This is a genomic window from Ruegeria arenilitoris (assembly GCF_013032855.1).
In the GTDB taxonomy this organism is placed as follows: Bacteria; Pseudomonadota; Alphaproteobacteria; order Rhodobacterales; family Rhodobacteraceae; genus Ruegeria; species Ruegeria arenilitoris.
In genome coordinates this window covers 24,695-47,633 of record NZ_WQDA01000002.1, presented here as the reverse complement: position 1 = coordinate 47,633, position 22,939 = coordinate 24,695, and the positions used below count along the sequence as shown (strand labels likewise).

The following is a 22,939-nucleotide window of genomic DNA, read 5'->3' as shown; positions in this document are numbered from 1 at the left end:
GGCCATGACGCTATCGATGATCCAGCAGGGATTTCCAGCCTTTGCTCGTCGTCTCAAACGGCTTCGGCGGGCCACCGGGATGAAGCAGGCGGCGCTTGCACATGTGATGCGGGTCGATCAGGCCACGGTGTCGCGCTGGGAAAACGGGGTCCAGACCCCAAGCCCTGAACAACAAGCTGCGGTTTTCACGGCGCTTTCGGATCACCGCGCCGACGATGCAGCACTGAAGCGGCTTGTCGGCAGTTCGCAAGCCTGTCTCCATCTGGTGGACGAAGCGAGCCATGTTTGTCTGGCCTATTCACCCAGCCGCGCACGGGATTGGTCAGCCAGCCAGCACTCGTTGTTGGGGGTGTCGCTGTGGCAGTTTGCGACCGACGAGATCCGCCAGGCCGAAATGGAGCTGACGGACGAGGGTTGGTGGGACCTGCAGATGCCAAATCCCAAAGCTTTCATCACTTCTCAGGCCGTGCACGACCAGATCACCATCAGCGCAGGCCAAATCGTATGGGAGCGACTGTATCTGGCCGATGGAACCCCAGTGCGCCTTGTCAGCGGCACGCGCGTACGCGCCGCATAAAATATGCGTTCACCTCGCCGGAGGCCGAGGGTAGAACGCGGGTGTGACTCAATCTTTTCGCATATTCCTGCAGGTGATCCTGTTATGGGTGGCTGGACTGGGCGCGGCCACGCAGTTCGCCAAGATCGCCGTTGCCTTCGACGCGGTCGGTGCATTGTACCCAGGCTATGGGGATTCGATCGGCTGGTTGTTGTCGATCATCAGTTTGATGGGCGCCGTGTTGGGGGCCATGTCAGGCGCCATTACCGCGCAGTTCGGACCGGTCCGCCTGCTGGTGTTCGGTTTGCTGCTGGGCGGCGTTGTATCGGTGTTCCAGTCCACCATTCCCGGTTTTCACGTGATGCTGGGCAGCCGGATCATCGAGGGCGTTTCGCATCTGGCGATCGTGGTTGCCGCTCCGACGCTGATCGCACAGATCACACGCGGAGCCGCGCGCAATGCCGCCATGGTGTTGTGGAGTTCTTTCTTTGGAGTTGCCTTTGCGCTGAACGCTTGGTTCGGCCTTCCGTTGATCCAGCGTTTTGGATTGGCGGATTTCTTCATGGGCCACGGGTTCCTGATGGCGCTGATTGCAGGACTGGTCGCCCTGTTTCCGCCAAAGGTTCCGCCCATCGCGACGGAACGGCATGGGTGGGGGCCGGGATCCATCCTGCAGACGCATCTAGAAACCTACCGCTCGCCTCGCATGGCAGCACCGGCGATCGGATGGTTCTTCTACACACTGACCTTCGTGTCGTTGCTGGCGATCCTGCCCGGCCGTATGCCCGAAGATCAGTCGGTTCTTGTAGCCAGTCTGATGCCGCTGGCAGGTATCGTGCTGTCGTGGATCGCGGTACCCGTGCTCTTGACGTTCCTGACCGCGGTCACGGTTGTAAATCTTGGTTTTGCGGCCGGGATGGCTGCCCTTGCCCTGCTGTTTTTCGGAGCGCCTCTGCCCATTGTCGGCATTGCACTGTTTGCGGTGTTGGGCCTGGTGCAGGGCGGCAGTTTCGCGGCGGTTCCTCAACTGAATGGCTCGGCCCGGGATCAGGCGCTGAGCTATGGGGCGATGGCGCAGATGGGAAATGCGGGCAACCTGCTGGGCACACCTGTTCTGCTTGCAATCCTTTGGCGCGCCGGAGAAGGCTCGATGTTTGTGGCCGTACTTGTATTCTATGCGGCCGCCATCGCAGCACATTTGTTCCTGTCACTCCGCCGGCGATCGTCACCCGACGATCTGGACTGAGGTCAGCCCGGCAACCCCGGCGTGATGATCTGGAATGACCCGTCGTCAAATTTGACGAAGCAGGACGCCGTGCCCAACGGCGGCAGGACGGTAGTTCGGGTCGGCGGAACGCCCGATTTGACCGACTGTTTGCAGGGCGGCAGGCTGATGGGGCGGTATCCCTTCTTGGCCATGCACTGCGCCTCGACCGTGTTTCGCAGCCCCTGATTTACATCTACGGTGTAAACGCGGCCCGGCTCCCACCATCCTCCGGTGCGGTAGCATCGCCCGCGCCCGTCGCAATAGGTGCGGCCCGGCCAATAGGTGGGCGGGCTTTGGCGCACCTGGTTTGCAACCGGTGCATCCTTCAGCGCCTGCACTTGGCATTCGGTCGTTTCTGCCTGCATCCGCGAGACGCTTTCGCCTTCGCGATAATACATCGACAACGGCCCGCATCCGGCCAGCAGGGCAAGGGGAACAAGCAATCGAAGCACTGTTTTCATTCGCTTATCTTGCATCACACAGGCCGTCATGACAATTCGATTGACCGCTCTGTGGGCATCTGTCATTCAAAACGCTCAGGCAGAAAGGCCAAAGGCATGAAGGTCATCATTTGTGGCGCCGGCCAGGTGGGCTGGCAGATTGCTCGGCACCTTTCGGGCGAGTTGAATGACGTCACCGTTGTGGACAACAACCCTGACCTGGTACGCCGGGCGACCGAGACGCTGGACGTTCAGGGCATCGCCGGCTTTGCCAGCTATCCCGACGTGCTCGAGCGGGCCGGAGCCCGTGACGCCGACATGATCATCGCCGCGACCCATTCTGACGAGGTGAACATGGTCACCTGCCAGATGGCGCATTCGGTGTTCTCGATCCAGCGCAAGATCGCGCGGTTGCGGTCGAAATCCTACCTCGAAGCGATCCATCGCGACCTGTACCGCCGCGACCATCTTCCGATCGACGTGGTGATCAGCCCCGAACGTGAAGTGGCCGCCGCAGCCATGCGCCGCCTGTCGGCGCCTGCGGCTTTTGACACGGAACTGTTCATGGATGGCAAGGCGCAGCTTCTGGGCATTCGGATCGCCGAGGATTGCCCGATCGTCAACACGCCCTTGCGCCAACTGACAGACCTGTTTTCAACGCTCAGCGCCATCGTGGTGGGTATTCGCCGCGACGGAACGCTGTTCGCGCCGGAATCCGAGGACCAATTGTTCGTCGGTGACGAATGCTATGTCTTTACCAGCGTCCAAGACGTTGACCGCACGATGGAGGTCTTTGGTAAATCACAGAAAAAGCAGGATCGCGTGGTCATCGTGGGTGGCGGGAACGTCGGCCTTGAAGTCGCCCGGACACTGGAAGAGCGCGAGGGCCGCATCCGTGCAAAGGTTATCGAGCGTGACCGGCGCTGTGCGGAACTGGCCGCCGAGTCGCTGGAGCGTACGATCGTTCTGAACGGCGACGGTCTGGATTCCGCGCTGTTGAGCGAAGCGGGGATCGAGCGCGCGGACGCGATGCTGGCCGTCACCGATGACGACCGGACCAACATGCTGGCTGCGGTCCGGGCCAAGGCCGAAGGTTGCCCACTGGCGATCGCGTTGATCAACGACCCCAGCATGGTGGCCCTGATGGGGCCGTTGGGGATTGACGCCTATATCAACCCGCGGGCCACGACCGTCAGTTCGATCCTGCGCCATATCCGGCATGGCCGGGTGCGACAGGTATATTCGATCGGCGATGCCGAGGCCGAAGTGATCGAGGCCGAAGTGCTGTCGACCTCGCCAATGGCCGGGCAGAAACTGCGGGACATCGACTTTCCCGAAGGCGTCCTGGTCGGCGCGGTGCGCAAGGGCGACGAGGTCCTGCGGCCCACTGGCAGTCTGCGGATTGACGAAAAGGACGTGGTTGCGATTTTTGCAATGGCCAATGATGTACCCGAGGTCGAACGCCTGATGCAGGTTTCGATCGACTTTTTCTGATGGCTGTCGCCCGCGCACCCAAAATCAGCGTAATTCGGCGGCTGCCGCTGTTTCTGTTGATCTCGGCGGTTGTGTCCTTGGCGATGTGGATCCCGGCGATCTACGCCCTTGCCTTGGATGACCATCCAACGTCGCGGTCGTTCTTCTATTCGGGTTTGGTTGGGCTGTTCCTGGTCACGATCGTAGGTCTGGCGACGGCCAGCCGGCAACCGCGGCGCGGAACCTTGGGGCAGTTGGCGGTCCTGCTGGGCTCGTTGACGGTATTGCCGTTGTTTCTGGCCGTTCCGGTCCATGACGCGTTGGGGAACACGACCTTTCTGAACGCCTATTTTGACATGGTCAGCGCCATCACCACCACCGGAGCGGACCTGTTTCCCGACCCCGAGCGCCTGTCGGCGCCGGTTCACCTGTGGCGGGCACTCGTCGGCTGGATGGGTGGGTTGCTGATGTGGATCTCGGCGGCTGCGATCCTGGCGCCTCTATCGTTGGGCGGGTTCGAGATTACCGCGCGCGGACAGCCGGGCCGCCCGGTTTCCGGCGTAGCCCAGAGCGAAAGGGTCGACCCGCGGGGGCGACTGCTCCGTGTGACGGCGACATTGACCCCGGTTTACGCCAGCCTCACAGCGGTAATCTGGGTCTTGCTGTTGATCGCCGGAGAAAAGGGCCTGACGGCCATCTGCCACGCAATGTCGGTGATGGCCACGTCCGGCATATCGCCAGTGGGCGGGTTGGAAGGGTCCACCGCCGGGATCACCGGCGAGGCCATCCTGTTTCTGTTCCTGTTCTTTGCCTTGTCCCGCCTGACGTTTTCAAAGGACACCGCAACAACGGGCTATTCCCGGTTGGACCACGATCCGGAATTCCGGATCGGCCTGATGATCGTCGTCGGCGTGGCGGCACTGTTGGTCTTCCGAGTGCTGGCGGGGGTTGCCGAGATCGGCGGGCAGGTGACGGGCCTGCAAACGCTGAACGTCATCTGGGGCATGTTGTTCACGGTGATGTCGTTCCTGACGACGGCCGGGTTCGAAAGCGCTTATTGGAACGACGCGCAACAGTTGTCCGGCCTGGGAACACCGGGGCTTGTGTTGATGGGGCTTGCGCTTATCGGGGGCGGGGTCGCCACCACCGCCGGCGGGGTCAAGCTGTTGCGGGTCTATGCGCTTTACCTGAATGGCGCGCGTGAACTGGACAGGCTGATCCACCCGTCATCGGTCAGCGGGGCGGGCGGTGGCAACCGCCGCATCCAAAGCCAGGGTGCCTTCATCGCGTGGGTCTTTCTGATGATGTTCGCGCTGACGCTTGCGTTGCTTGATGTCGTTCTCGCTGCCGAGGGGGTTGGGTTTGAACGCGCCATGGTGCTGAGCGTCGCGGTGCTGAGCACGACCGGTCCGTTGATCGAACTGGCCACCGATCTGCCGATCCGTCTGATCGATCTGTCGGCCGGAGCCAAGCTGACCATGTGCGCCGGCATGGTGATCGGCCGGCTAGAGACTCTGGCGATCATCGCGTTGATCACTCCGGCCCTGTGGCGGGATTGAACCGCCAATTCGGGCCTTCACGTTACTGCCTGATTTTTCATCTGGAATATCTCTGCGCGTCACTCCATACTCGCGCGGAGGGAGCGCGTTGGTCCGCAGCGCGTAAGCAAGAACAACGGCGAGATAACAAAATATGGCTTCGGACAGACAGAATCTTCAGGATGCCTTCCTGAACAATGTACGGAAAGCAAAGGTTCCCGTTACAATTTTCCTGATCAACGGTGTGAAATTGCAGGGTGTCATCACCTGGTTCGACAATTTCTGCGTATTGTTGCGCCGCGACGGACAGTCGCAGCTTGTCTACAAGCACGCGATCTCGACCATCATGCCGTCGCAGCCGATCAACCTGTATGAGGGCGAAGACGCCTCTTGATGGAACATGACCGGAGGCGCACCCGGGCTTGGGTGCTGCATCCCGATATCAAGTCAGATGACCAGCGCCGCGACCCCGTTCCGGCGTTGGAAGAGGCGGTGGCACTGGCTGCCGCTTTGCCCGATCTGGATGTGATCGGGTCCGAGATCGTGCGTCTGCCGCGGGCGCAGCCCGGCCTGCTGTTCGGCAGCGGCAAGATCGAGGAGCTAGGCGCGCGTTTTGCTGAAAACGAGATCGAGCTGGTTCTGATCGACGGGCCGGTCACCCCGGTTCAGCAGCGCAACCTGGAAAAGGCGTGGAAGGTCAAGATCCTCGACCGGACGGGGCTGATTCTGGAAATCTTCTCGGACCGCGCCCGCACGCGCGAGGGTGTGCTGCAGGTCGAGATGGCCGCGCTGAGCTATCAGCGGACGCGGCTGGTGCGAGCCTGGACCCACCTGGAACGTCAGCGCGGTGGGCTGGGCTTTGTCGGCGGACCGGGGGAAACCCAGATCGAGGCCGACCGGCGTGCGATCGACGATCAACTGGTGCGGCTGCGTCGTCAGCTGCAGAAGGTCGTGAAGACACGGACGCTCCACCGGGCCGCGCGGGCCAAGGTGCCCTATCCGATCGTGGCGCTGGTCGGCTACACCAACGCGGGCAAATCCACGCTGTTCAACCGCCTGACCGGGGCCGAAGTCATGGCCAAAGATATGCTGTTTGCCACGCTGGACCCGACTATGCGCCGGATCGAACTGCCCGACGGACCCGAGGTGATCCTGTCAGACACGGTGGGTTTCATCTCGAACCTGCCGACCGAACTGGTCGCGGCCTTCCGCGCCACGCTCGAAGAGGTTCTGGCCGCCGACCTGATCGTGCATGTGCGCGACATCAGCCATGCCGAGACCGAAGAGCAGGCCGAGGATGTGCGCACGATCATGGCCTCGCTGGGTGTGGACGATACCCGCCCTCAGCTTGAAGTCTGGAACAAGATCGACCTGCTGTCCGATGAGGACCGCGATGCCGTGCAGGCCCGGGCCGAGCGCGATCCGGCGGTGTTTCCGATCTCGGCCGTGACCGGCGAGGGGATCGATCCGCTGCTGACCGAGATCGCCACGATCCTGCAGGGCGTGCGCCGGGAAGAGGTTTTGAAGCTGGGCTTTGCCGACGGCGACAAACGCGCCTGGCTGTTCCGGCAGGACGTGGTGCGCGGCGAAAAACAGACCGAGGACGGGTTCGAGATCACCGTTCTGTGGACCGACAAGCAGGCGAATCAGTTCGCGGGCCTCTGACGATCAGGCCCCGTCGATCTGGCGCTGATGGTCGTCGGCATCAAACCAGCCCAACGACGACTGTATTTTGTACTCCGCGTCCAGCTCCCATTCTTCCCAGCCGCGTGTGGTGACTGCATTCCCGGTCTTTGCATGGTGCCCTTCAAGGGTCCAGACGAAAATGGCGTGGGGACCGGCCCATCGCAGCATATCGCAGCGCACTTCAAGATCGGGAAAGTCGGTATGAAACCCGCGCGCCATTTCCGCGATGGCCGCCCGCCCGACGATGGGCTCGCCGCGATTGATCGTGATCTGCCCGTTCGACGTAAAGAAGTCGGCCACGGCATTGGCGTCACCCGAGCTCCAGGCGATAGCATAGTCGCGGGCAAGATTGTTCAGGGTATCGCGCAAACTGGCCATGATTTTCCCCCTCGCGCTGCGGTCCGGGCGCTCCGGAATGGTAGGCCAAGCCACGGGGCCACGTCCACGGGGCGACAAAAAAGGGGCGGGGGTCCGCCGAAATCCCGCCTATTGCGGCATCAGACGGGTGGTCCCGACAGCGGCGGCGCGGGCCAGATCCAGATCCAGCGACATGGGAATGTACTCACCCCGGCGCCACAGTTGCGCCTGATCGTCATAATAGCGCGACAGGAAGTGGCCCGATTGCCCGGTGGCCGTGATGAAGACCGAACTGTCGGGGTCGGCAAAGTCATAGACCCCGCGATAGCCCGCGCCGTGCACGTTCTGGAACGGGTCCGGCCCTTCGCCCGAGGTGCGTCCGCGCTGCAGGGTGTTGTCGCCGCCGCTGGTCGATTGGCGGATGTTGACGAAATAGCGCAGCACCGGAACCTCGCCCAGCACCGGGTGGTCATGGGTGGCTTGGTGGGCATCGCCCCAGCGCAGGGATTCCAGTTGGCTGCCATAACGCTCGGAAATCCAGACCAGTGCATCGTCCAGGGCCAGCCGGGCCATGTCGGTGCAGGTTTCCACCGGTGCGCTCTGCCGGACGTCGCACCAGGCCGAGGCCCCGTCGATGTCGCGGAAGACGCGTTCGATGAACAGGGGCTCGACATGCTTGAATTCCTTGGCCAGCGGCCCGAGGTCATCGGCGATCAGGCGTTTTTGCAGCGCGCGGACCCAGGCCGCGTAGATCAGCGGCTCGGGCAGGTGCTCGTTCATCTCGCCGTTCCATTCGGCCAGCAGGGTCAGGGCGATCTGGCGCTGGCGTTCGGGGGTGCCTTCGGGCGCGGCCTCGCCGGTGAACCACAGGTCGGCCCCAATCAGCGGCAGCAGTGACCGCGCGGTGAAGCTGACCGTGTCCAACTGCGCCTCGATGAAGCTGTCGCGGGTGTGCACCTCGCGGGATTGCATCAGGAATTCCCAGCGGTGGACGCGCTGCGTATCGCCCCATTCATAGGACACATGCAGGGGGAAGGGCCGGTCGATGATCTTGTTGTTGGTGTTGCCCAAAACGCCGCCGGCGGGGGCCACGAATTCGGGGTTGTCGGAATAGGGCAGACGCCCCTGCCAGCGGTTTGCCGCGATCCAGCCCGGCGTCGGGATGCGGCCGCGGCTTTGGTTGTTGAGGTCGCGGCTGGGCATTGCGCCGATGAGTTTCATGCCGACGGTCGTCTTGTCGACCACCGACAGGTTTTGCGACGGTGCGATGAACCGCTCGGCAGCTTCAATCGCTTCACGCACGGTATCCGCGCTCATCAGCGCCATCGACGCGCTGATCGAGGTGTCGCGCGGGCTGAGCGCCGTCCAGGACAGCGAGGCGACATGCCCCGGCGGTGTGATGGTTTCCAGGTTGTAATGGGTGCCGGGCAGGACGGGGCCGTTCTCGGTCCAGCGCAGAGTCAGAGTGATCGGTGGGGCGTCCTTGATCTCGATGATTGAAGGGCGCGACTTGAAGGGTTTGAAGCCTACGGGCGTCAGGTATTCCTCGGGGTTGTCGGGATTCACTCTTTCGATATGCACGTCCTGATCGTCCAGATAGGAAGAGGTCAGGCCCCATCCCAGCCGGTCGCTGCGGCCGGACATAACCGCCGGAATGCCGGGGATGGTGGCGCCGATCACGCCGCCCTTCGCCAGTTCAAGACGCGCCAGATACCAGATCCCCGGCGCAGTCAGGCCCAGATGCGGATCGTTGGCCAACAGGGTTCCACCGGTGGCCGAACGCGAAGGAGCCGCAGACCATGCATTCGAGGCACCCGCCAACCCGCGCTGCGGGACCGGGTTCAGCCATGCGGCCGCGGGTTCAGAACTGGCGGCATAGCGGGGCAGGTCGGGAAACAACGCCGCATATTCGGGCAGCGCTGCAATGCCCGCGCCAGGCACTTCGGGCAGAATATCTGAAAGCCGCTGCGGATCGTTCAGCATCAACGAGGTGCGCGCCCGCAGCACTTCGTCCTGCAAGTGCCCGGACAGCTGAATCGCCATCAGCTTGATCATGGCTATGCTGTCACCCGGTTGCCAAGGAGCAACCGGTGCGTTGAACAAGAACATTTCGGGCGCGCCGCGGCCCAAGGCGTTTTCGTTGATTTCGTCCAGCCGTGCATTGACACCCGCGGCATAGGCGCGAAGAGCGGCCTTGGTGTAATCGTCCTGAACCTCGAAGGACTGATGCGCCAGCCCGTATAGATCCAGCCGACGCATGAGCTTGTCGATATGCACGGTTCGCTGGCCAAAAACCTCGGACAGGCGCCCCTGCACGGTCCGGCGCATGACTGTCATCTGCCACAACCGGTCCTGGGCATGCGCATAGCCCAGACCGAAGAACACGTCGGGGTCGGTCTGCCCCAGAATGTGAGGCACGTTGGCGGTGTCGCGCACGATCTCGACCGGGGCGTTCAGGCCTTTGACCTGCAGCATTTGATCGTAGTCAGGCAGCGACTGGCTGGCCAGGAAATACACCAGACCTATCGCCGCGAGGGTCAGCAGGACCAGACCCGAGGCGATACGCATCAACCAGCGAAAGACGACACCCATCAGCAGCGCACCATTTGAATTTGCAGATCAGGCGAAGGTTAATTCATGGCTCTGGCGACCGAAAGAGGCAGCGCCGTGGAATCTGCGTCTGAAACGAAAAACTCCGCCACGGCATTGGCCAGTGACGGAGTTTTCTTGAGGGGGGTCAGGGGGTCAGGGAATAATGCGCGTGTATTTGATGCCCTCGACCGTTGCGCCCAATTGCAGCCCAGCCTGACCGAAGACCGCCGCCAGCACGGGTTTGCGCAAGGTGGTCAGGTCGGTCGACAACTGGTCCGCTTGGTCGCTGACGACATATCCAATGTCCGCGCCGGCGGTCCATCCGCTTGAGCGGCGGAAATCGTTCAGGGCGTCCTCGGTCATGAAGAACAGGACATGGGCGTATTGCTGGGCGCCAATCTGCAGCCCGGCGGTGCCTTTGACAGCCGAGTAGTAGTCGACCGTCGCGCCATTGATGCGCAAGGCGCCTTTTCCGTAGCCACCGCCAAAGACGAAGCCCGCCTCGGTGATCAGCGGCATGACCAGCATCCCGTTGGCCTTGTTGGCGATTTCCTGGGTGTTCGGGTAGCGGGTATACATCTCGGTCAGCGTGGCATCGACGCGGGCATCGATCGTTGCCGCGTTCGAGTTTCCGACGCCGTTGCCGCAAGCGGCGGTCAGGGTCAGTCCGGCCATGCCAAAGGCAAAGCCGCGACGGCTCAGTCGTGGTGTGTTGGAACTGCTCATGTTTCTTTTTTCTCTGTCGATGTGCCTGAAAAGCCGGGTGGTCCCGGTCTTGTGTGCAAGAATACGCCGAACGGCGTCGGGTGTCACGGGAAAACCGGCAGGCCAAGGCCGGCCGATCGGCGAAAAATCGCGGAGTCCCGTGGGATTAGCTCTGCAGCAGCCGGGCGACCTGCGGCGCGAAATAGGTCAGGATGCCGTCACAGCCCGCGCGTTTGAAGGCCAGCAGGCTTTCCAGCATCACCTTTTCGCCGTCGATCCAACCGTTTTGCGCTGCGGCCTGGATCATCGCGTATTCACCCGACACCTGATAGGCATAGGTGGGTGCGCCGAACGTGTCCTTGACCCGCCGGCAGATGTCCAGATAGGGCATGCCGGGCTTGATCATCACCATGTCGGCGCCCTCGGTCAGGTCGCGCTGGATCAGGCGCAGCGCCTCGTTCGAGTTGGCCGGGTCCATCTGATAGGTCTTCTTGTCGCCGGTCAGCGCGCCCGATGCCCCCACCGCATCGCGGAAGGGTCCGTAGAAGGCGCTGGCATATTTCGCGGCGTAGCTGAGGATCATGACGTCGTGATGGCCGGCGGCCTCGAGCGCCTGGCGCATCGCGCCGATCCGGCCGTCCATCATGTCGGACGGGCCGATGATGTCGGCTCCGGCCTCGGCCTGGGCCAGCGTCATCTTGACCAGCGCCTCGACCGTTTCGTCATTCACGATTTTGCCGTCCACCACGTATCCGTCATGGCCGTTGATGTTGTAGGGGTCCAGCGCGACGTCGGTCATCACCGCGATTTCAGGTGCGGCCTGCTTGATCGCGCGGATGGCGCGGTTCGAAAGGTTGTCGGGGTTCCACGCCTCGGCGCAATCCTGCGTCTTGAGGCTGGGATCGGTGTAGGGAAACAGGCAGATCGCCGGGATGCCCATCGCCTGCGCTTCGGCTGCGGCCTTGGCGATCAGATCGACCGAGCGGCGCACCACGCCGGGCATCGAGGGCACGGGCTCTTCGATGCCCTCGCCATCACGCACGAACACCGGCCAGATTAGGTCATCAACGGTCAGGGTGTTCTCGCGCACCAGGCCCCGGATCGCCTCGGACTGGCGGGCGCGACGAAAGCGGCCGTGAGGGTAGGGGGCAATTGTCGGTTTCATGGCGCGTTCTCCTTGAACATTCGCGCATTGGGTGGCATGAATTTGCGCAGGTCTCAAGGGTACCAATAGCCGCGCCGTTGCGATAGAACCGCCTGAGAATTTTGAATTAAAGGACCGAGTTTGGACTGGTACTCCTCGATTTTCGAACTCATCGACATGCGCAGCTTTTCGAATCTGTGGTACTGGATCGCGCTTGCGGTGCTGTGGTCGACAGCCAGCCATTGGGTAATGGGCGTTCCCTATGATCTGGTCGTGCGCGCCCGCCGCGTCGGAGGCCAGGCCGAGACCGACCTGCTGGACATCGTGCGGATCAACACCAACCGCATCCTCTACATTGCCGACGTTTCGGGGGTCGTGATCTTGGCGCTGTGTTGTTTCCTGTTCGCGGGGCTGGCGACGCTGGGGTTTTACTATCAGGTCGAGTTCGCCCAGGCGGTGTTCCTGCTGCTGTTCCCGATGGTTCTTGTCGGCGCAAACAGCCTGCGGGTGGCCCGGAACCTGCGGCGGCAGGAGTTGACGATTGAAGCTGTGTCCAAGGCGCTGCATCGATGCCGGCTGGCGACGCAGGTCATCGGTATGTTTGCGATACTGGTCACTTCGATGTGGGGCATGTATCAGAACCTTTCGATAGGCGTTCTGGGATAGCAAAATCTGAAAGGCGAGGCGATGAAGGCTCCGAACCACGTGACAGTCGGCGGCGCCCCCGAGGGGTTTGACGCGCAGCTGGTGCTGAACGAGGTTGCCCGCTCGGGCGGGCCGGTTCTGCATGTGGCGCGCGACGACAAACGTGCCGAGGCGATGCGCGCCGCGCTGCGTTTCTTTGCGCCCGACATGCCGGTGATCCTGTTTCCCGGCTGGGATTGCCTGCCTTTTGACCGGGTGTCGCCCAACCCCGACATCGCGGCGGCGCGGGTGGCGACCCTGGCGGCACTGGTGCACCAGATGCCCGAGCGGTTCGTTCTGCTGACCACGCTGAACGCGGCCACCCAGCGCGTGCCGGCGCGCGACGTGCTGCGGCAGGCGGCGTTCACCGCTCGGGTCGGCCAGCGCATCGACGAGGCCGCGCTGCGCGATTTTCTGGTGCGCATGGGTTTCAGCCAAAGCCCCACCGTGATGGAGCCCGGCGACTATGCCGTGCGCGGCGGGATCATCGACATCTTCCCGCCGGGCGAAGCAGGGCCGGTGCGGCTGGACCTCTTCGGTGACGTGCTGGACGGCGCGCGCCGGTTCGATCCGGCCACCCAGCGCACCACGGAAAAGCTTGATCTAGTCGAACTGGCCCCGGTTTCCGAGGTGATCCTGGACGAGGCCGCAATCACCCGGTTCCGTCAGAACTATCGCATCGAGTTCGGTGCGGCCGGTACGGATGATCCGCTGTACGAGGCGGTCAGCGCCGGGCGCAAGCATCAGGGCATGGAGCACTGGCTGCCCCTGTTCCACGAAAAGCTGGAAACGTTGTTCGACTACCTGCCGGACGCGACGATCACGCTGGACGATCAGGTCACGCCCGCCCGTCTGGCCCGGTGGGACAGCATCGCCGATCAATACGAAACCCGGCATCTGGCGCTCGAGAACCGCTCGCGGATGGATTCGGTCTATAAACCCACGCCGCCGGGCCTGCTGTATCTGGATGATGACGCCTGGACCCAGGCGGTGGCGCAGCGGCGGGTGCTGCAGTTCAGCCCCCTTCCGCAGGCCAGTGGCCCGGGGGTGATCGATGCGGGCGGTCGGATCGGGCGCAACTTTGCCCCCGAGCGCCAGCAGGAAAGCATCAGCCTGTTCGGCGCGCTGGCAAGCCACATCAAGAACAAGCTTGAGAAGGGGCCGGTTCTGGTCGCTTCGTACTCCGAGGGCGCGCGCGAACGCCTGACCGGGTTGATCGAGGATGAGGGCCTGGCCGAGGCAATTCCCGTTTCCGACGGCTCGCGCATCGGCAAACGCGGCCTGCACTTGGCGGTTTGGGCGCTGGAGCACGGCTTCGAGACGCCCGACATGACGGTGATTTCGGAACAGGATGTGCTGGGCGACCGGCTGATCCGCCAACCCAAGAAACGCCGCAAGGCCGAGAATTTCCTGACCGAGACCCAATCGCTCAGCCCCGGCGATCTGGTGGTGCATGTCGATCACGGCATCGGCCGTTATATGGGCATGGAAGTCGTGACCGCCCTCGGCGCCGCGCATGAATGCCTGCTGCTGGAATATGCCGAAGGCGCCAAGCTGTACCTGCCGGTCGAAAACATCGAGCTGCTGTCGAAATACGGGCACGAGGAAGGCCTGCTCGACAAGCTGGGCGGTGGTGCGTGGCAGGCCAAGAAGGCCAAGTTGAAAGAGCGGATCCGCGAGATGGCCGACCGGCTGATCCGCATCGCCGCCGAACGCGCCCTGCGCAAGGCCCCGATCATGGACCCGCCGCCCCACGCGTGGGAGGAGTTCAGCGCCCGCTTCCCCTATCAGGAAACCGAGGATCAGCTGCGCGCCATCGCCGACGTAATGGAGGACCTGCACTCGGGCACGCCGATGGATCGCCTGATCTGCGGCGACGTGGGCTTTGGCAAGACCGAGGTCGCCATGCGCGCGGCCTTCGTTGCGGCCATGTCCGGACTGCAGGTGGCGGTGATCGCGCCCACCACGCTGCTGGCCCGTCAGCACGCCGCCAGCTTCAAGGACCGGTTCCGGGGCTTCCCGCTGGAAGTCAGGCAATTGTCACGCTTCGTCTCGGCCAAAGAGGCGCAGCAGACCCGCGAAGGGCTGGCAAAGGGCACGGTCGATATCGTGATCGGGACCCATGCGCTGCTGGCCAAGGGCATCCGGTTCCAGAATCTGGGCCTGTTGATCATCGACGAAGAACAGCATTTCGGCGTGGCCCACAAGGAGCGGCTCAAGCAGCTGCGCTCGGACGTGCATGTGCTGACACTGACCGCAACGCCGATCCCGCGCACCCTGCAACTGAGCCTGACCGGCGTGCGCGACCTGTCGATCATCGGCACGCCGCCCGTCGATCGTCTGGCGATCCGCACCTATGTCAGCGAGTTCGATGCCGTCACCATCCGCGAGGCACTGCTGCGTGAGCACTATCGTGGCGGGCAGAGTTTCTATGTGGTGCCGCGCATCTCGGACCTCCCCGAGATCGAGGAATTCCTGAAGGAACAGCTGCCGGAACTGACCTATGTGGTGGCCCACGGCCAGATGGCCGCGGGCGAGTTGGACGACCGGATGAACGCCTTCTATGACGGCAAGTATGACATCCTGCTGGCCACCACGATCGTGGAAAGCGGTTTGGACATTCCCACCGCGAACACGATGGTCGTTCACCGGGCCGACATGTTCGGGCTGGCGCAGCTCTATCAGATCCGGGGCCGGGTGGGGCGGTCCAAGACCCGCGCCTATGCCTATCTGACCACCAAGCCGCGCGCGCGGCTCACCCCGGCGGCCGAAAAGCGGCTGCGGGTTCTGGGCTCGCTCGATACGCTGGGGGCGGGGTTCACGCTGGCCAGCCAGGATCTGGACATTCGCGGCGCGGGCAACCTGCTGGGCGAGGAACAGTCGGGCCAGATGCGCGACGTGGGATACGAGCTCTACCAGTCGATGCTGGAAGAGGCGATCGCCAAGATCAAGGCCGGCGAGATGGAAGGGTTGAGCGAGGCCGACGATCAGTGGGCGCCGCAGATCAACCTGGGCGTTCCGGTACTGATCCCCGAAGACTATGTGCCCGATCTGGACGTGCGGCTGGGCCTCTACCGCCGCCTGTCGTCGCTGTCGACCAAGGTCGAACTGGAGGGCTTTGCCGCCGAGTTGATCGACAGGTTCGGCCCGCTGCCGAAAGAGGTGAACACGCTGCTGCTGGTGGTGCGGATCAAGGCCATGTGCAAACGCGCCGGCATCGCCAAGCTGGACGGCGGACCGAAGGGAGCAACGATCCAGTTCCACAATGACAAGTTCGCCTCACCGCAAGGTCTGGTCGAGTTCATCCAGAACCAGCGCGGGCTGGCCAAGGTCAAGGACAACAAGATCGTGGTGCGGCGCGACTGGAAGAAGGACAGCGACAAGATCAAGGGCGCCTTTGCCATTGCCCGCGATCTGGCCGAGAAGGTCGCCGCCGAGAAAAAGAAGAAGGCCAGCGCCTGAGGGCGCGGCCTAGTCCCCGGCCACGAACGTACACAGCTGCCAGTCACCGCTGTCCGACTTCACGAAGGCCGCGCGATAGCCGACCATCGACCACAGGAATTCGGAATAGATATAGCCGCGCGTTCCGTCGGTCAGGATGACGCCCTGATATTCGGCCTCTTCCAGATAGTCCGGCACGATCACCACCTCGTGGCTGATCAGGTCCAGAATGGGCGCGCCGCGGTTTGGGGCCTGGCGCAGGGTGACATCCTGACCGGTCACGAAATAGGCGGTGAACGGATCCAGCTTCGCTGGCAGGGTAAGCCGCCACTGGTGCGGCATCCAGAATTCGCCATCCTCGTCGAAATAGCCGGGCTGGGCCAGCGTGGTCTCGAGGTCGCGCCAGTAGTCCTCGCGGATGGTGGCGGCGTGGCGGCGGTCGGCCTCGGGCAGGGTTTCGGGATCGACCGTCAGATTGGCGCGGAAAGTCTCGGGGCCGTCCTCGTCGCCGTGGCTGGTGTAGATCTCGGGGCAGGTGGCGGCCATCACGCCCTCGAGGTCGCGGGCGGCGACCTTTGCGCGCAGGTCCGCACGAAAGGCTTCCAGTGCCGGGTCTTGGCTGGCCTCGTCCACAGGCGGAAAAGTCTGACGGTCGGCCCAGGCGGGACCGCAGCACAGCGCGATCAGCGCAGCGTTCAACAGTTTCATTCAGCGGCTCTCATCGCGGCCTGGGCGCAGAAGCACGAGGCGCCGACGCTGCGGTCGGCCCGCGCCAGGGCCAGGTCAAGTCGTTGTCGGATCAGCTGCAATTCCTCTACCGCGCCACGCGCCTTGAGGCAATCGTGCAAGCCCTTGAGGCTCCAGACATTGTCGGGATGGATCGAGGCGCGGCTGAGGGTGCCGCCCAGACCCAGATCCTCGCGATAGACGGCTTCGGCCTCGGCCACGTGGCCCTGCTCGAACAGCAGCGCCCCCAGCGCGTGGCGGGTGGGCTGCATCCAGCCCCAGGGCTCGTCATAGGGCAGATTGTCGTCCAACTCGACCGAGCGCCGCAGGTGGGCGAAGGCCGTGTCGAAATTGCCTTTGCGATACTCGATCTCGCCCCGCAGCATCTCGCGGGCGATCTCCAGCAGGTCGATTACGCGGTTGTTGTGCAGCAGGCGGGTTTCGGGCACGCGGTCTTTGGCGGAGAGGAACAGCTGTTCCTCGGCCTCGGCCTCGGCCACGTCGCCGGTGGCGGCATGGGCGATGGCGCGGGCGTAATGCGTGGTGGCCGTTACTGTCAGATACAGGTTGGGATCGGGGGGCAATGGCAGGGCCTTGGCTTCCTCCCACCGGCCGAAACGGATCAGGATGTGCGGCCCCATGGCCATGTAGCTTTCGAAGTAATCCGCCATCGGCGGGCTTTCGATGCGCAGCATTTCCTCGGGCGTGGTGTCCCACAGGCCCTTGTTGGCACGCAGGGCGGGCTCCATCTGACCGAGGAACAACGCGCCATAGATGACAAAGTGGTAATTGTGCTGGCGATAGCCGGTATAGATGTTGAACGCGCCTTCGCGCTGGTAATATTTCAGATCGGCGATGACCGCCTGTTCGTTCCAGTGGACGACGTTCTGGTAGTGGCCGCACAGCACGTCGATATGGGTGGGCATGTGCACCAGATGCCCGGCATCCGGCACCAACGTGCGCAGCACGTCACCGGCCTTCAACGCCTTCTCGGGCGTGGGCGACATCTCCATCAGATGCACGTAGAGGTGCAGCAGACCCGGATGCGACATTGCCGCCGGATCGTTGGCCATGGCCCATTCCAACGCCTCCTGCGCCTCAGGCGTCGCGGCACCCTCGGCAGGCTGGCCCGTCCTGAGGTCCCACATCTGCCAGGGGGTCAGGTTCAGCAGCGACTCCACATAGATGGTGCGCAGGTCCAGATGGTCGGGTCGGGCCGCGAAGGCGGCGCGCATGGCGTCCGCAAAATCATGGTCCCAGCGGTGCATGTCGGGCGCCGGGTCCCGCTGGGGATAGCGGGCAGGCAGGGCGCGTATCAGTTCGCGTTCGACGGGCGTGCAGCGATCCAGCAGGGCCAGTGCGCACTGGGTTGCGTCATAGGCGCAGTTCAGGGCCTTGGACTTACCGCGGTCGTCCAGCAGATCCCAGGGCAGGTTGTAGTTGGGCCCGGCAGCATAGGCCACGCCCCAATGGGCCATGGCGCAGTCCGGGTCATGCTCCAGCGCGCGCTGGAAGCACACGACCGCCTCTTCGTGGTTGTAGCCGTAGGTCCAGACAAGGCCCCGGTTGAACCAAAGCTGCGCCTGATCCGAGGACGTGGTGACGGGGCAGCCATGCGTGCCCAGATCGTAATAGTCGCTCATGCCGAACCCTCCCTGACTGGGGTGAGCCTAGCGCAGTTCGGGTGCGCTGCACAGGTCAGGCGGGGACGCGGTCTTCGATCCGGCCCATGTGGACCATAAGTCCGAAGGCCAGCACGCACATGGTCAGGATGCCGATGGTCAACGGCCCCAGCGTACCGTCGAACAGCAGCCCCACCGGTGCGGCGATCGCGGCGGCCAGCACGGTCGAGATCGACCCGATGACCGAGGCCGCCATGCCCGCGATATGGCCCATCGGCTCCATCGCGATGGCATTCAGGTTGCCCATGGTGACCCCGGCCATGAAAAAGACCGTGGTCTGCCAGAACACGAACAGCGCAAACGAGGCCTGCGACGACAGGTTCGACATGTTGAGGGCAATCACCAGAGAGGTGATCAGGATCTGTCCGGCCAGCGCCCAGGTCACCATCCGGCGCATCCCCACGCGCACCACAACGGCCGCGTTCAGAAGGCTGGCCGAGCCGGACATCAGCGCCACGAACCCGAACCAGAAAGGGAAGCTGTCGGCGCGGTCGTGGATCACGTCATAGACCGGCTGCACCATGGTCAGCATGGTGAACAGCATGCCCATGCACAGGGTCTGAACAAAGATCGACAGGCGCACGGTGGGGTGGGCGAACATCTCTTTCACGGCACCGACCATCAGCGGCAGGCGGAACGGGCGGCGATTTTCCGGCGCGAGGGACTCCGGCAGTCGGAACCCCATCCAGACAATGATGACCAACGCAAACAGGATAAACGACATGAACACACCGCGCCAACCGGCGAAGGCAATCACGGCGGCTCCGGCCATGGGCGCGATGGCGGGCACCAGGGTGAAGATCATCATCGCGATGGACACGATCCGCGCCATCTCCCGGCCCGAGAACAGATCGCGGATGATCGCCATCGCGACTACGCGGGGCCCGGCGGCCCCCAGTCCCTGAACCACCCGGGCAGCCAGAACCAACTCCAGCGACGAACTGGCCCAAGCCACGGCCGATGCCAGAATATAGACTGCTGCTCCGGCAAAGATCACCGGCCTGCGTCCGACCGCATCCGAGATCGGGCCGGTGAAGAACGTGCCGATTCCCATGCCAAGAACAAAGCTGGTCAGGATCAACTGCGCCCGGTTCACGTCATCAGGGCTGAGCTGCGCGCCGATCTCGGGCAGGGCAGGCAGCATTGAATCAATCGAAAATGCGATGGTGGCAAACATCATCGCGATCAGCGCGATGAATTCGGCCTTGGAAATACGGTCAGCCATGCGGGGACTCCTTGCCCCAACGCGCTAACACGACAGGGCAAGGTGGGCTAGGTGCAATCGCGCACAGAACTCTGTGCTATTCTGCAGAGGAAGGCTCAAGCTGAGACATGATTTCGCCGATCACTTGCGCCCACAATTCCGGTGGTTGCGCCCCAGGGACCGCGTGCTGGTTGGCGACGATGAAGGTGGGGACCGAGTTTACGCCCATCTCACGCGAGTGCGTATCCCGCTGACGAATGTCGTCCCGGTCGGCGTCGGATTTCAGCAGCTTCAGAACAACTGCGGCGTCCATGCCCACGCTGTCGGCGATGTCGGCCAAAACCTCGTGGTCGCCGATGTCGCGGCCCTGCACGAAATACGCAGTGAACAGCGCATCCACCACCTGGTTCTGCTTACCCTCGATCCCTGCCCAATGGATCAGGCGATGGGCGTCCAGCGTGTTCGGGGTGCGCTTCATGGCCTCGAAATCGATGTTCAGGCCGGCCTTTTCGGCATGCTCCACCACCGGCGCATAGGCTTTGACCGCACCTTCTTTGCCACCGAACTTGCGTTCCAGGTATTCGCGCCTGTCCATGCCGCCTTCGGGCATGTCTGGGTTCAGCTGGAACGGATGCCATTCGATCACGAACGGATGGTCCGGGACCGAGGCCAGCGCCTTGTCCAGGTTGGTCTTGCCGATATAGCACCACGGGCAGATCGGGTCGGACAGGATATCAAGCTTGACGGTCTGGGTCATTCTTCGGGTGCCTTGAAATAGGCCGGCAATGCGCGGCGCAGGAGTTTTCCGTTGCCCCCGGTGGGCAGTTCGGGAAGGTGGATGAAGGCGCGGGGTTGCTTGTAGCGCGCCAGGTTGGCCTCGACATAAGCGCGCAGGGCGGTTTCGTCCAGTTTTTCCGACCCGGAATAGAAGGCGGCGATCACGAAAGTGTCCGGTTTGACCTCGACCGCCGCCGCGCCGACCTGAGCGATTCCGGGAAACCGCGACAGGACGGATTCGACCTCGATCGGGGACACCCGGAAGCCGCCGGCGTTCATCATGTCGTCGTCGCGCCCCAGATAGGTGATCTGCCCATCCACGGCCATCGCGCCCTGATCGCCGGTCAGGAACCAGTCGCCCTGCATGCGCGCGCGGGCCTCGTCCGGGGCGTTGAGATAGGTCAGCATCAGCCCCGGGTCCGAGCGGTGAATGGCGATGGTGCCTTCCTGCCCCTGCGGAACCGGCCCGTCGGGCCCCAGGATCGCCACGCGGCGCCCCGGTTGCGGCCGTCCCAGCGCATCGCCGCGCGCGGGGTGGGACGGGCTGGATGAGATGAAGGTCGAGCATTCCGACATGCCGTAGGCCTCGTACAGCTCGGTCCCGGTGGCCTGTACCCAGCGTTCGTGCAGGGCGCGGGACAGTTTCTCGCCGGCGCTTAGGCCGTGGCGCAGATCGGGCAGGGGCAGCGTGTCCGCCGCGTTCAGCATCTTTCGGTACACGCCGGGGGCGGCCGCAAAGATCGAGGCGCGGTGGCGGCGCAGCAACCCGGGCAGGGCGGCCGGGTCGGTTCCGGGTTCGGGGATCAGCGCTGTGGCGCCGATGGTCCACGGGTCCATCAGGCCGGTGCCCAGCGTGTAGGTCCAGTTGAACGCGCCCGCGTGGCACAGGCGGTCAGCCTCGCGCAGGCCGTACCAGCCATCGACCATCATCTGCCGCGCCCAGATCGCGCGATGCGCATGGGCCACGGCGCGCGGTTTGCCCGAGGTGCCCGAGGTATAGACGACATAGGCCATGCGTTCCGGATCGCCCATGTCGAACGACGCGGGCGTCAGGTCGCGCATGGCGGCAAGGTCGGCCAGGCCGATCTGGTTGGGGTGCGCGGCACAGGCCACGGACGGATCGCGCAGAATGGCGGCTGGAGACAGTTCCCGGATCATCCGCTCCGTTTCCGGCTCGGTCAGTTGCGAGGAGGTGGGCACCGGGACCAGCCCGACCGCGATTGCCCCAAGATAGGCGATGGGAAAATCGACCGTATTGCCCAGACGCATCAGCACGATGTTTCCGGGCACGAGGCCTGCACGCAGCAGCCCGGTTCCTGTGCCCAGAACTGCAGATTTCAACTTCGCAAAGGTCCAGTCGTTCGAACCGTCAGGGCGCAGCACGGACAGGGCCACCTTGTCGGGCGTGGCATCGGCGCGGCGCAGCACATGGGCGGCCAGGTTGAACGGCGCGGGACAGGGCGGCGGCGGCCCCTGATCGAAGATCGACAACATGCGCCTTGGCTATTGCCCTTTGTCTCGCGTTGCAAGCGCGCGGCGCTGGCCCTATAGAATGACGCATGACGAGCAAAGACCACAAATCCATCGTACGCATCGCCCGCGACAACGGTTCCCGCACCGAGCTGGAGCCGGTGGATCTGGGTGCCCGAGTGCGTGAACTGCGCAAGGCACGGAAATGGACCCTCGAGCAGGCGGCGAACCAGGCCGGGTTGGCCCGGTCCACGCTTAGCAAGATCGAGAATGGCCAAATGTCGCCGACCTATGACGCGCTCAAGAAGCTGGCGATCGGTCTCGAAATCTCTGTACCGCAGCTGTTCACCCCGCCCGAGCGGGATCAAGTGATCGGTCGCATGGCAGTGACCAAGATGGGTGAAGGCACTGCGCACGCCACAACGACCTACGAGCACGAGTTGCTGGCCGAAACGCTGACCAAGAAGCAGATGCTGCCCTATCGGGCCCGCGTGCGCGCCCGGTCAATGGACGAGTTCGACGGCTGGGTGCGTCACGATGGCGAAGAATTCCTGTATGTGCTGACCGGCGTGATCCGCCTGTACACCGAATTTTATGAACCGGTTGAGATGCGTCGGGGCGACAGCGCCTACTACGACGGCAGCATGGGGCACAACGTGATCTCGGTAAGCGATGAGGACGCGACCATCCTGTGGGTCACGTCGCTGGCCTAACGCCGGGCTAGTTCGCGGTTCAGGCCTTCGGTGTAAAGGAAATCCTCGACCTCTTCATGGGCCTCGTTCACCGTCAGGTGGTGCCGCTCGGCCAGATAGGCCTCAAAGCGTTTCCTGTCCGTCCTCACGCGCGCCATATCCTGATCGCGCAGGTTCGGAAAACGGCGCTTGGCACGTGCGTAGGACGCGCTCCAGTCTTGTGTCAAATCAGTCCAGTTCAACATCTGCGAGCCTTCCGTGGTTCGGGTTTCAGGACTGCTCTTCCCCAGACCAGCGTACGGAGCGCGCAGCCCGCGCGAAGACATGACAAAATGTCGCAGGTCAGGGCGCTGGAAAATCAAAGCGGTTTTTCACGCCGTGCTCGGCCCGTTTTCCCTCTCCCTGTCGGTTTTGGCGATCGTTCAAATACTCGCACTCTGGACTGCGCCGAATACAGGGCTTTGATCTATCTAAGAAATCTTTTCTCGGTGCGGGTGTCCGTTGC

Annotated in this window: 20 protein-coding genes; 9 read left to right on the top strand and 11 right to left on the bottom strand. The window is 63.4% G+C overall.

Features of this window, described 5'->3' with window-relative positions:
- The first annotated feature begins 4 nt into the window (after nucleotides 1-4).
- Together GOW72_RS06350 and GOW72_RS06345 are read left to right on the top strand one after the other, a co-directional pair.
- Entirely contained in the window at nucleotides 5-577 is a 573-nt protein-coding gene (locus GOW72_RS06350) for a helix-turn-helix domain-containing protein (protein WP_244952352.1), read from the top strand.
- 43 nt (nucleotides 578-620) lie between these two features.
- On the top strand, nucleotides 621-1,802 hold the full coding sequence (locus GOW72_RS06345; RefSeq protein WP_170366096.1) for an MFS transporter: 1,182 nt from the start codon (nucleotides 621-623) through the stop codon (nucleotides 1,800-1,802).
- A gap of 2 nt (nucleotides 1,803-1,804) precedes the next feature.
- Here GOW72_RS06345 and GOW72_RS06340 read toward each other — a convergent pair whose 3' ends face one another.
- Nucleotides 1,805-2,284, bottom strand: a complete 480-nt coding sequence (locus tag GOW72_RS06340) for a hypothetical protein (protein WP_093962235.1) — start codon at nucleotides 2,282-2,284, stop codon at nucleotides 1,805-1,807.
- 96 nt (nucleotides 2,285-2,380) lie between these two features.
- Here GOW72_RS06340 and trkA point away from each other — a divergent pair, with 96 nt between their 5' ends.
- The 4 genes from trkA to hflX all read left to right on the top strand — a co-directional run bounded on the left by trkA (nucleotide 2,381) and on the right by hflX (nucleotide 6,939).
- Entirely contained in the window at nucleotides 2,381-3,757 is a 1,377-nt protein-coding gene (gene trkA / locus GOW72_RS06335) for a Trk system potassium transporter TrkA (protein ID WP_093962234.1), read from the top strand.
- Nucleotides 3,757-5,295, top strand: a complete 1,539-nt coding sequence (locus GOW72_RS06330; RefSeq protein WP_093962233.1) for a TrkH family potassium uptake protein — start codon at nucleotides 3,757-3,759, stop codon at nucleotides 5,293-5,295. Before trkA ends, GOW72_RS06330 begins: the two co-directional genes overlap by 1 nt.
- Nucleotides 5,296-5,428: 133 nt before the next feature.
- Nucleotides 5,429-5,668 (top strand): RNA chaperone Hfq, encoded by a 240-nt coding sequence (gene hfq, locus GOW72_RS06325; protein ID WP_005982826.1) that lies wholly within the window; start codon nucleotides 5,429-5,431, stop codon nucleotides 5,666-5,668.
- The gene (hflX, locus tag GOW72_RS06320) at nucleotides 5,668-6,939 is read left to right on the top strand and encodes a GTPase HflX (protein ID WP_170366094.1); all 1,272 of its coding nucleotides are present in this window, start codon (nucleotides 5,668-5,670) and stop codon (nucleotides 6,937-6,939) included. The genes hfq and hflX overlap by 1 nt, the downstream gene beginning before the upstream one ends.
- Nucleotides 6,940-6,942: 3 nt before the next feature.
- Here the strand turns inward: hflX and GOW72_RS06315 are convergent, their stop codons facing one another.
- The 4 genes from GOW72_RS06315 to hemB all read right to left on the bottom strand — a co-directional run bounded on the left by GOW72_RS06315 (nucleotide 6,943) and on the right by hemB (nucleotide 11,779).
- Nucleotides 6,943-7,338, bottom strand: coding sequence for a nuclear transport factor 2 family protein (locus tag GOW72_RS06315; RefSeq protein WP_170366093.1), 396 nt, complete (start codon nucleotides 7,336-7,338; stop codon nucleotides 6,943-6,945).
- 108 nt (nucleotides 7,339-7,446) lie between these two features.
- The gene (locus tag GOW72_RS06310) at nucleotides 7,447-9,909 is read right to left on the bottom strand and encodes a penicillin acylase family protein (protein WP_170366091.1); all 2,463 of its coding nucleotides are present in this window, start codon (nucleotides 9,907-9,909) and stop codon (nucleotides 7,447-7,449) included.
- 153 nt (nucleotides 9,910-10,062) lie between these two features.
- Nucleotides 10,063-10,635, bottom strand: coding sequence for a lipid-binding SYLF domain-containing protein (locus tag GOW72_RS06305; protein ID WP_093962230.1), 573 nt, complete (start codon nucleotides 10,633-10,635; stop codon nucleotides 10,063-10,065).
- Nucleotides 10,636-10,780: 145 nt separating this feature from the next.
- A complete protein-coding gene (gene hemB / locus GOW72_RS06300; RefSeq protein ID WP_170366089.1) occupies nucleotides 10,781-11,779 on the bottom strand; it encodes a porphobilinogen synthase in 999 nt (332 codons plus the stop codon).
- Nucleotides 11,780-11,899: 120 nt separating this feature from the next.
- Between hemB and GOW72_RS06295 the strand changes: the two genes are divergently transcribed.
- Nucleotides 11,900-12,424: a component of SufBCD complex gene (locus tag GOW72_RS06295; protein WP_170338895.1), complete on the top strand. Its 525-nt coding sequence runs from the start codon at nucleotides 11,900-11,902 to the stop codon at nucleotides 12,422-12,424.
- Nucleotides 12,425-12,445: 21 nt separating this feature from the next.
- Nucleotides 12,446-15,904 (top strand): transcription-repair coupling factor, encoded by a 3,459-nt coding sequence (mfd, locus tag GOW72_RS06290; RefSeq protein ID WP_170366086.1) that lies wholly within the window; start codon nucleotides 12,446-12,448, stop codon nucleotides 15,902-15,904.
- A gap of 9 nt (nucleotides 15,905-15,913) precedes the next feature.
- Here mfd and GOW72_RS06285 read toward each other — a convergent pair whose 3' ends face one another.
- From GOW72_RS06285 to GOW72_RS06265, 5 genes are all read right to left on the bottom strand, one after another.
- A complete protein-coding gene (locus GOW72_RS06285) occupies nucleotides 15,914-16,591 on the bottom strand; it encodes an SH3 domain-containing protein (RefSeq protein WP_170366084.1) in 678 nt (225 codons plus the stop codon).
- A complete protein-coding gene (locus GOW72_RS06280; RefSeq protein WP_170366083.1) occupies nucleotides 16,588-18,252 on the bottom strand; it encodes a tetratricopeptide repeat protein in 1,665 nt (554 codons plus the stop codon). Before GOW72_RS06280 ends, GOW72_RS06285 begins: the two co-directional genes overlap by 4 nt.
- A 55-nt stretch (nucleotides 18,253-18,307) precedes the next feature.
- Nucleotides 18,308-19,516: a multidrug effflux MFS transporter gene (locus tag GOW72_RS06275; RefSeq protein WP_170366080.1), complete on the bottom strand. Its 1,209-nt coding sequence runs from the start codon at nucleotides 19,514-19,516 to the stop codon at nucleotides 18,308-18,310.
- A gap of 76 nt (nucleotides 19,517-19,592) precedes the next feature.
- Nucleotides 19,593-20,252, bottom strand: a complete 660-nt coding sequence (locus GOW72_RS06270) for a DsbA family oxidoreductase (RefSeq protein WP_170366078.1) — start codon at nucleotides 20,250-20,252, stop codon at nucleotides 19,593-19,595.
- Entirely contained in the window at nucleotides 20,249-21,766 is a 1,518-nt protein-coding gene (locus GOW72_RS06265; protein ID WP_170366076.1) for a class I adenylate-forming enzyme family protein, read from the bottom strand. Before GOW72_RS06265 ends, GOW72_RS06270 begins: the two co-directional genes overlap by 4 nt.
- A 65-nt stretch (nucleotides 21,767-21,831) precedes the next feature.
- Between GOW72_RS06265 and GOW72_RS06260 the strand changes: the two genes are divergently transcribed.
- The gene (locus tag GOW72_RS06260) at nucleotides 21,832-22,455 is read left to right on the top strand and encodes a helix-turn-helix domain-containing protein (protein ID WP_093962221.1); all 624 of its coding nucleotides are present in this window, start codon (nucleotides 21,832-21,834) and stop codon (nucleotides 22,453-22,455) included.
- On the opposite strand, the gene GOW72_RS06255 is transcribed toward GOW72_RS06260, so the two are convergent.
- Nucleotides 22,452-22,679 carry a hypothetical protein gene (locus GOW72_RS06255; protein WP_093962974.1) on the bottom strand — a complete coding sequence of 76 codons (228 nt, stop codon included), beginning with the start codon at nucleotides 22,677-22,679 and terminating at the stop codon, nucleotides 22,452-22,454. The two genes, GOW72_RS06260 and GOW72_RS06255, sit on opposite strands and share 4 nt — an antisense overlap.
- Nucleotides 22,680-22,939: the final 260 nt, after the last annotated feature.